The organism is Azospirillum mesophilum, assembly GCF_053470405.2.
The window spans coordinates 21777-30256 of the sequence record NZ_JBPXMQ020000059.1; the positions used below are offsets into that span (position 1 = coordinate 21777).

At 69.9% G+C, this 8480-nt stretch carries 6 protein-coding genes; 5 read left to right on the forward strand and 1 reads right to left on the reverse strand.

Annotated elements, in window-relative coordinates; all coding sequences use genetic code 11:
• Positions 1 to 71 precede the first annotated feature (71 nt).
• Positions 72 to 2876 carry a bifunctional diguanylate cyclase/phosphodiesterase gene (locus ACSVC7_RS30130; RefSeq protein ID WP_448203037.1) on the forward strand — a complete coding sequence of 935 codons (2805 nt, stop codon included), beginning with the start codon at positions 72 to 74 and terminating at the stop codon, positions 2874 to 2876.
• A gap of 65 nt (positions 2877 to 2941) precedes the next feature.
• On the opposite strand, the gene ACSVC7_RS30135 is transcribed toward ACSVC7_RS30130, so the two are convergent.
• Positions 2942 to 4147 carry an SDR family oxidoreductase gene (locus ACSVC7_RS30135; protein ID WP_448203036.1) on the reverse strand — a complete coding sequence of 402 codons (1206 nt, stop codon included), beginning with the start codon at positions 4145 to 4147 and terminating at the stop codon, positions 2942 to 2944.
• A 177-nt stretch (positions 4148 to 4324) separates the two neighbouring features.
• Between ACSVC7_RS30135 and ACSVC7_RS30140 the strand changes: the two genes are divergently transcribed.
• The 4 genes from ACSVC7_RS30140 to thiD all read left to right on the forward strand — a co-directional run bounded on the left by ACSVC7_RS30140 (position 4325) and on the right by thiD (position 8399).
• Positions 4325 to 4792: a hemerythrin domain-containing protein gene (locus tag ACSVC7_RS30140; protein ID WP_448203035.1), complete on the forward strand. Its 468-nt coding sequence runs from the start codon at positions 4325 to 4327 to the stop codon at positions 4790 to 4792.
• Positions 4793 to 4898: 106 nt separating this feature from the next.
• On the forward strand, positions 4899 to 6050 hold the full coding sequence (gene folP / locus ACSVC7_RS30145) for a dihydropteroate synthase (RefSeq protein WP_448203034.1): 1152 nt from the start codon (positions 4899 to 4901) through the stop codon (positions 6048 to 6050).
• 151 nt (positions 6051 to 6201) lie between these two features.
• Entirely contained in the window at positions 6202 to 7569 is a 1368-nt protein-coding gene (gene glmM / locus ACSVC7_RS30150) for a phosphoglucosamine mutase (protein WP_448203033.1), read from the forward strand.
• Positions 7569 to 8399 carry a bifunctional hydroxymethylpyrimidine kinase/phosphomethylpyrimidine kinase gene (gene thiD / locus ACSVC7_RS30155; protein WP_448203032.1) on the forward strand — a complete coding sequence of 277 codons (831 nt, stop codon included), beginning with the start codon at positions 7569 to 7571 and terminating at the stop codon, positions 8397 to 8399. The genes glmM and thiD overlap by 1 nt, the downstream gene beginning before the upstream one ends.
• Positions 8400 to 8480 lie beyond the last annotated feature (81 nt).

The following is an 8480-nucleotide window of genomic DNA, read 5'->3' on the forward strand; positions in this document are numbered from 1 at the left end:
TGTGCTCCGGTCCTGGCCGAGCGGGGCGTTCCGCCGATGTCCCTCGACGCGCAAGGCCGCCCCGCTAGATCATGCTCAGGTCATTCAGACCCGAACCGAACGAGTCCGAACCGGGCGCCGCCGAACCCGAACTGCCGCGGGGGCTCGACCGGCGCATTCCCGCCCTCGTGCTGGTGGCGTCGCTCCTGCTGACCCTGGTCGCTTGGCGGGACACGGCGACAACCGTCGCCGAGGATGCCGAAAGCCGCTTCGCCTTGCGCGTCGAGGAACTGCACCAGCGGTTCGAGAATCAGCTCCAGGTCTATGTGCAGGTGGCCCGTTCCGCCGCCGCCCTGTACGCCGCCTTTCCGGAGGTGAAGCGGACGGAATGGAACCGGTTCGCCGACGGGTTCCACCTTGCGGAGCGCTATCCGGGCATCCAGAGCGTCGCCTTCGCCCGCGCCGTCACCTCCGAGATGGCGGGGGAATTGACGGCGGTGGCGCGCGCCGATGGGATTCGCGGCTATCGCATCTGGCCGGACGCCGGCGGGCCGGAGCGTGTGGTCAACCTCTACGCGGCCCCGGTCAACGATCTGAACCTGCGCGCGCTCGGCTACGACCTGATGTCCGAGCCGATCCGCCGCGCCGCCGTCGAGCAGGCGCGCGATTCGGGCGAGACCACCATCACGCGCGCCATCCCCCTGAAGGTCGACGAGGGCGGGGCGCCGCTGCCGGCCTTCATCGTCTATCAGGCGGTCTATCGCGGCGGCCTGTCGCCGCGCAGCCTGGAGGAGCGGCGCGCCGCCTTCGCCGGGGTCGTCCTGACTCCGGTGCGGATCGCCCCGCTCGCCACCGCCGTTTTCGACGCGAGCGCCGGCGAGGTGGCCGTCACGCTGTTCGAGGGCCGGGTGGCCGACGCCGATTTCCCGCTGTACCGCAGCCGGGGCGGCGCGCCCGACAAGGCGTCCCTGAGCGCCGAGCGCGAAGTTGCCGTCGGCAGCCGTGTCTGGACCGTCCGCTACGAGGCCAAGCCGGCTTTCGACGCCGACGCGCAGGGGTGGAAGCCGGCGCTGGTGCTGGTGGGCGGGATCGTGCTGAGCGTTTCCCTCTCCACGCTGCTGTGGGCGCTGACCGCCACGCGCCGCCGCGCGCTGGAGATCGCCGGCCGGATCACCGGGTCCCTGCGCCGGCGCGAGGCGGAACTGCACCAGCTCTTCAACCAGGCGCCGCTGGGCATCGCGCTGATCGGGGGCGACGCCAAGATCATCGACTGCAACGCCGCCTTCGCCCGCGCCGTCGGCGCACCGCGCGAGGGGATCGTCGGGCTCGACACCCGGCTGCGCGCGCAGGACCCGGCGCTGGTGTCGGCCATCGACGCCGCCCTCGGCGGCGAGAGCGCGCGGCTGGAGGTGGACCGGCTGCTGCTGGCCGATGGACGGGCGGGCCGCTTCGCCGTGCATCTGCAGCCCGTCGCCACCGGCGATGATCCGCCCTTCGTCATGGCCTTCGTGGAGGACATCGGCGACAAGCGCCGGGCGGAGCAGCACATCCACTACCTCGCCCATTACGACCCGCTGACCGGCCTGCCGAACCGCGTCCTGCTGTTCGACCGCATCGGGCAGGTGACCCGGCAGGCGCGGCGCGACGGCACCAAGGTGGCGGTGCTGTTCATCGACCTGGACCGCTTCAAGGTCATCAACGACAGCCTCGGTCATTCCTTCGGCGACGAGGTGCTGCGCTCCGTCGCGCGGCGGCTGCACGCCGGCCTGCGCGCGTCCGACACGGTGGGGCGCCTGGGCGGCGACGAGTTCCTGATCGTCGCACCACTGGTGGAGTCGGTGTCCGACGCCGCCGCCGTGGCGGAGAAGGTGCTGCTTCAGCTCGCCAGCCCCTTCGCGGTCGGCGGGCAGAGCTTCGTGGTGTCGCCCAGCATCGGCATCAGCCTGTTCCCCGACGACGCGGAGGATGCCGAAGGGCTGATCCGCTGCGCCGACATCGCGATGTACAACGCTAAGGACGGCGGGCGGAACGCCTACCGTTTCGTGACCCGCGAGATGGGCGCCCGTTCCCGCGAGCGGCTGGACCTGGAGGCGGCGCTGCGCCGCGCGCTCCAGAACGAGGAGCTGTTCATCGTCTACCAGCCGCAGGTCCGCATTTCCGACGACCAGGTGGTGGGGGTGGAGGCGCTGCTGCGCTGGCGCCATCCGGAGGCGGGGCTGATCATGCCCAACCGCTTCCTGCCCATCGCGGAGGAGACGGGCCTCGTCCAGTCCATCGGCGATTGGGTGCTGAACGAGGTGTGCGGGCAGGTTCGCCGCTGGAAGGACCACATCGGCCTGTCCATCCCCGTGGCGGTCAACGTCTCCGGCCAGCAGTTCCGCGACGGGCAGTTGCCGGCCAAGGTGGCGGCGGCGCTGGACACCTATGGCCTGAACGGGCGGGAGCTGGAGATCGAGGTGACCGAGGGCACCCTGATCGACGACATCCCCGCTGCCGTCTCCACCCTGCGTGCGCTGAAGGAGCGGGGGTGCCTGATCGCGCTGGACGATTTCGGCACCGGCTATTCCTCGCTCAGCTATCTGCACCGCTTCCCGATCGACAAGCTGAAGATCGACCGCTCCTTCATCCACGACCTGGAGCAGGCGGGAGTGGGCGATTCCATCCCGCGCGCCATCGTCGGCCTCGGCCGCAGCCTGGGCCTGTCGGTCGTCGCGGAGGGCGTGGAGACGGAGGCGCAGCTCCAGCTCCTGCGCAGCCTGAAGTGCGAGAGCTTCCAGGGCTACCTGTTCAGCCGTCCTCTCCCGGCGGACGAGCTGGAACCCGTCCTCGCCGTCCGCGCCGCCCGCGAGCCAACCCGCGATCTGATTTCCGCCGTGATGGAAGCGACCGCGGGGTAAGTCGGACACCACTTCGGGTGGGGAGCGTTCCCCTCGCCCATCTCCGATGGGAGAGGGGGAAATCTCTACCGGGGGAAAGTGACCTCGCTCTCTTCCGCCGCCTGCCAGGCGGGCTTGGCGTTGTGGCCCAATTCGCGCCGGCCGCCGGTCTCGGTGAAGCGCTCCCGCTCCTGCCCCAGGTCGCCCCGATGTTCCCCGCCCCGGTGCTCGCCGCGATGCAGCCGCCGGCTGGTCTTCTCGTCGGGGCTGTACCAGAACCGGCCGCCGCGCACCCAGCCGCGCGACAGGGCGGCTCCGGCCAGGACTCCGGCCCCGGCGAGCAGGGCGACGGTCATCCACGGGTGCATTTGCGCCTCGGTGTAGAGGCTGGTTTCGCGCACGTAGCTGTGCCGGCCGGCCCGCTCGCGGCCGTCGTCGCCGTGCGAATGCAGCGCGTCGTTCCGCGCGCGCCGCGGCCCGCCGCTGCGGGTGGCGCGGGTGATGGTCCGCTCCATCAGGTAATCGGTGACGCGCGGCGCGAAGGTCTCCGCCAGCGAGAAAAGCTTGGCCCCGCCGCCGACATACATGTCGCGCATCGGGTGCTGGGCGGCGTGCAGGATGGCCTTGGCGACCAGTTCCGGCGCGTAGACGGGCGGCGGGTTGCTGGGCTCCACGTCCATCAGGTTCTTGGCGTGCTCCTCGTAGAGCGTGTCGACGGCCGCCGGCTTGATGAGCGTCACGGAAATGGGCGCGCCGTCCGCCTCCAGCTCCATCCGCAACGCATCGGTGAAGCCCTTCACCGCGTGCTTGGTGGCGGAATAGGCGCCCTGCAATGGCACCGCGCGGTCGGACACCACGCTGCCGAGGTTGATCAGCGCCCCGCCGTCGCGGCGGAGATGCGGGATGGCGGCCAGCGAGCCGTTGACCACGCCGAAATAGTTGGTCTCGAACAGGCGGTGGTGGTCCTCCATCGAGGTGTCCACGATCTTGCCATAGATCGACACGCCGGCGTTGTTCACCCAGCTGTCGATGCGGCCGTAGGTGCGTAGCGCCGCGTCGGCGACCTGCCGCAGCTCGTCGGGATTGGCCATGTCGGCCACGCAGTGGATGGCGTCGCCGCCGTCGGCGCGGATGTCCTCCGCCACCTGGGCCAAGCCTTCGCGGTCGCGCGCGGCCAGGACGACCTTCGCCCCCTGCTGCGCGGCCATGCGGGCGGTGACCAGCCCGATGCCGCTGGACGCGCCGGTGATGACGATGACCTGTTCGTCGATGGGCTTCAATTGAAGGCGCATGGAAGACCCCTCCTTTCGATTGGCCCCGGAACCATGAGGCGATTGGGGAGTGAACAGCCGGGGCGCCATCCCGTCACCCATCATCCGGTCACCCATGGGGAACGGCCTTTGGAACACCCGCCGGGGCGCGGGGTTGTCCTGTCGAGACACCTCAACAACGGGAACGGGACACGAGCGATGAGCATCTTCGACCGGATCAAGCAGGACCACGACACCGTCCGCCGCCTGCTCGATGAGGCCGAAAAGGCAGGCGAAAAGGACGGCGCCAAGGCCCGGCGCGTCTACGAGGACCTGCAACGCGAGCTGTGGGCGCATGGCAAGGTCGAGGAGGCGGTCTTCTACCAGGCGCTGTCCAAGGCCAAGAACACCAAGGAAGAGACGGTCGAGGGCCTGAACGAGCACCACATCATCAACGGCTTGCTCGACGAGCTGAACGCCATGCCCGCCGATGGCACGGCCTGGAAGGCGAAGCTCCAGGTGCTCGGCGAGATCGTCCGCCACCACCTGGACGAGGAGGAAGAGGAGCTGTTCGAGGAGGCCAAGGAGGCGCTGAACGACAAGCGCGCCGACGAGCTGGGCCACCTCTTCGCCGAACGCAAGGAACAGATGCTCGCCGCCCTGGCGCCCTTGCCGAAGAGCGCATAAGCGTCCGCACTCCGAGCGTCAGGCGTTCCCGCCTGACGCTTCCCCTTGCGCGGAGCTTTTCCGGCGTGACAGGGTAAGGCTTCCCGCCAGCAAACCCTTCGTCGACATGCCTCCCGCTCCCAAAGCCACCACAAAATCCGCCGCCGGTTCGCTCGCTTCCTTCTGCCCGTGGGCGAGCGACGGCGATGTCCGCGTCTATCTGCGCCCGGTCGGGCTGCTGCCCATCGTGGCCTGGGCGAAAGGGGCGGCGGTGCCGCTGGCCGGCGGGCGCTTCGCTTTCGCCACGGCGGAACTCATCGTCCGCGACAAGGACCGCCAAGGGCCGCGCATCGAGCGGGCCTTCGCGCCGCTGTCCGAGATCATGGCCTGGGGGTGGGAGCGGAGCCGGGGCGTGGCCGAACAGCTCGACCGGCGGCTCGGCGCGCTGACGCGCGCCCGCGCGGCCTTCGGCGGGCTGGACCTCGGCCGGCCGCGGATCATGGGGATCGTCAACGTCACGCCGGACAGCTTTTCCGACGGTGGGGACTTCTTCGACGCGAACGCCGCCATCGCCCATGGCGAGACGATGCTGGAGGCGGGGGCCGACCTGCTGGACATCGGCGGCGAGTCCACCCGGCCCGGTTCGGCCGCCGTCGCGGCGGAAGAGGAGGAGGCGCGCGTCCTGCCCGTCATCCGCCATTTCGCGGCCAAGGGGGTGGTCGTTTCCGTGGACACGCGGCACGCGCGGGTGATGCGGGCGGCGCTCGACGCCGGGGCGCGCATCATCAACGACATCGGTGCGCTGGGCGACCCTGGCGCGCTGCCGCTCGTCGTGGAGAAGGCCGCTCCCGTCGTGCTGATGCACATGCAGGGCGAGCCCGGCACCATGCAGCAGAACCCGACCTACGAGGACGCCGCGCTGGACGTCTTCGACTGGCTGGAGGCGCGCGTGGAGACCTGCGTCCAGGCCGGCGTGCCGCTGGAGCGCATCGCCGTGGACCCCGGCATCGGCTTCGGCAAGTCGGTCGAGCACAACCTGGACATCCTGCGCCACACCGCGCTCTACCACGGGCTGGGCTGCGCGGTGCTGATCGGTCTGTCGCGCAAGGCCTTCATCGGCAAGCTGTCCCGCAACGAGCCGCCGAAGGAGCGTCTGGCCGGCTCCCTGGCCGCCGGGCTGGAGACGCTCAACCAGGGTGCGCAAATCCTGCGCGTGCACGACCTCGCCCAAACGGCGCAGGCGCGCGCCGTTTGGGAGGGGCTGCATCCGGCGAATTAGGGCGGCGAATTAGGGGCGCGACCGATCACCGCCCGTAACCCTTTGGCGCATGCGCGGAAGGGTGCTTGACCGGTGGCCCCGGGCCAAGCGATGAAGATTTCACCACCTCCGCGTTTGCGGTACAGTGACTGGCATTTCCCGAGGCTTCTCCATGACGCGACACCTGTTCGGCACCGACGGCATCCGCGGCACCGCCAACATCGAGCCGATGACGGCTGAAACCGCGCTGCGCGTGGCCATGGCGTCGGCCTTGCAGTTCCGCCGGGGCGATCACCGCCACCGCGTGGTCATCGGCAAGGACACACGGCTGTCCGGCTATCTGCTGGAGCCGGCGCTGACCGCGGGTTTCATCTCCATGGGGATGGATGTGGTGCTGCTCGGCCCGCTTCCCACCCCGGCGGTGGCGATGCTGACGCGGTCCTTGCGCGCCGACCTCGGGGTGATGATCTCCGCCTCGCACAACCCGTTCCAGGACAACGGCATCAAGCTGTTCGGGCCGGACGGCTACAAGCTGTCGGACGCGGTGGAGACGACCATCGAGTCCCGCATGGGCCAGCCCTTCGCGCCCGACCTCGCCGGCCCGGCCGACCTCGGCCGCGCCTCGCGCATGGAAGACGCGACCGGCCGCTACATCGAGTATGTGAAGAACACCTTCCCGCGCGGCCTGCGGCTGGACGGGCTGAAGATCGTGGCGGACTGCGCCAACGGCGCCGCCTATCGCGTGGCGCCCAAGGTGCTTTACGAACTGGGCGCCGACGTCATTCCCGTGGGCGTCAGCCCGGACGGCACCAACATCAACAAGGGCTGCGGCGCCACCGCCACCCAGACCCTTCAGGAACAGGTGGTCGCCCACGGCGCCCATCTGGGCATCGCGCTGGACGGCGACGCCGACCGGCTGATCATGGTGGACGAGGCCGGCCGCGTCGTGGACGGCGATCAGGTGATGGCGCTGATCGCTTCCTCCTGGGCGCGGGAACAGACGCTGAAGGGCGGCGGCGTGGTCGCCACGGTCATGTCCAACCTGGGCATGGAGCGGCAGTTGAAGGGCCTTGGCCTGCAACTGGTCCGCACGCCGGTGGGCGACCGCTATGTGGTCGAGCACATGCGCGAGCACGGCTACAACGTCGGCGGCGAGCAGTCGGGCCATGTGGTGCTGTCGGACTATTCCACCACCGGCGACGGGCTGATCGCGGCGCTCCAGGTGCTCGCCGTGCTGATCCAGGCTGGTGGCCGCGCGGCGAGCGAGGTCTGCCGCGTCTTCGATCCGGTTCCGCAGAAGCTGACCAACGTGCGCTTCGCCGCCGGCTCCAAGCCGCTGGAGATGGCCTCGGTGCAGGACGCGATCCGCGACGGCGAGGCGCGCCTCAACGGTGCCGGCCGCCTGCTGATCCGCAAGTCGGGGACCGAGCCGGTGATCCGCGTGATGGCCGAAGGCGACGACGAAGGGCTGGTCCTCCAGGTGGTGGGCGACATCGCCGCCGCCATCCAGGAGGCCGCCCGCCCCGTGGAGGCGATCTGATGAAGCCGGCCGCGAAGACTTCTGGCTCCATCAAGGGGCGTGTGCTGATCGTCGCCGGGTCGGATTCCGGCGGCGGTGCCGGCATCCAGGCCGACATCAAGGCGGTCAGCGCGCTGAACGCCTACGCCATGACGGCCATCGCGGCGCTGACGGCGCAGAACACGACGGGCGTCTACGGGGTCGTACCCGTCGATCCGGCCTTTGTCGCGCTTCAGATGAAGGTGGTGCTGGAGGACATCGGGGCCGACGCCATCAAGATCGGCATGCTCGCCAACGCCGCGGTGATCGAGGCCGTGGCCGGCGAGTATGAGGAACGGGCGGTCAACGTGCCGCTCGTCGTCGATCCGGTGATGGTCGCCAAGAGCGGCCATTTCCTGCTGGAGCCGGAGGCGGTGCTGACCCTCCGCAAGCGCCTGCTGCCGCTGGCTGAGGTGGTGACTCCCAACCTGCCGGAGGCCGAGGCGCTGACCGACATCCCGGTGCGCACCCTGGATGACATGCGACGCGCCGCCGAGATGATCCGCACCTTCGGCCCCAAAGCCGTGCTGCTGAAGGGCGGCCATCTGGAGGACGAGCAGGTCAGCGATCTGCTGCTGACCGAAGACGGCGAAGAGGTGTTTGAGAGCCGCCGCGTCCACACCCCGCACACGCACGGCACGGGCTGCACCCTGTCCTCGGCCATCGCCGCCGGCATCGCCCAGGGCCTGTCGGTGCGCGACGCGGTCGCCCGCGCGCGGGCCTATGTGGAAACGGCCATCCTGACCGCCCCCGGTTTCGGCCATGGCCACGGCCCGCTGAACCACCTGCACACGGTGAAGCCGTTCCCGTAAGGGGCGAGCGTGCCATGTTGGGTTTCGCTGCGCTCAACCCAACCTACAAGAGGGCGCATTCGTCGGTTGGGTTGAGCGCAG